The organism is Pseudoflavonifractor capillosus, assembly GCF_016899775.1.
In the GTDB taxonomy this organism is placed as follows: domain Bacteria; phylum Bacillota; class Clostridia; order Oscillospirales; family Oscillospiraceae; genus Lawsonibacter.
The window spans coordinates 1-261 of record NZ_JACJJE010000191.1 but is presented as its reverse complement, the minus strand read 5'-3'; the positions used below and the strand labels follow the sequence as shown (position 1 = coordinate 261).

Sequence of the window (261 nt, the reverse complement as noted above, 5' to 3'; positions counted from 1 at the left end):
GTTTATGCATTTCTTTCCAGACTTGTTCAACAGGCCAGCCATTACGCTCGTCATCAAAATCACTCGCATCAACCAAACCGTTATTCATTCGTGATTGCGCCTGAGCGAGACGAAATACGCGATCGCTGTTAAAAGGACAATTACAAACAGGAATCGAATGCAACCGGCGCAGGAACACTGCCAGCGCATCAACAATATTTTCACCTGAATCAGGATATTCTTCTAATACCTGGAATGCTGTTTTTCCGGGGATCGCAGTGG

Annotated in this window: 1 protein-coding gene; it reads right to left on the bottom strand. The window is 45.6% G+C overall.

Features of this window, described 5'->3' with window-relative positions; all coding sequences use genetic code 11:
- The coding region (locus H6B31_RS16970) for a phosphotransferase (protein WP_346014115.1) at positions 1–261 on the bottom strand (261 nt) is incomplete at both ends.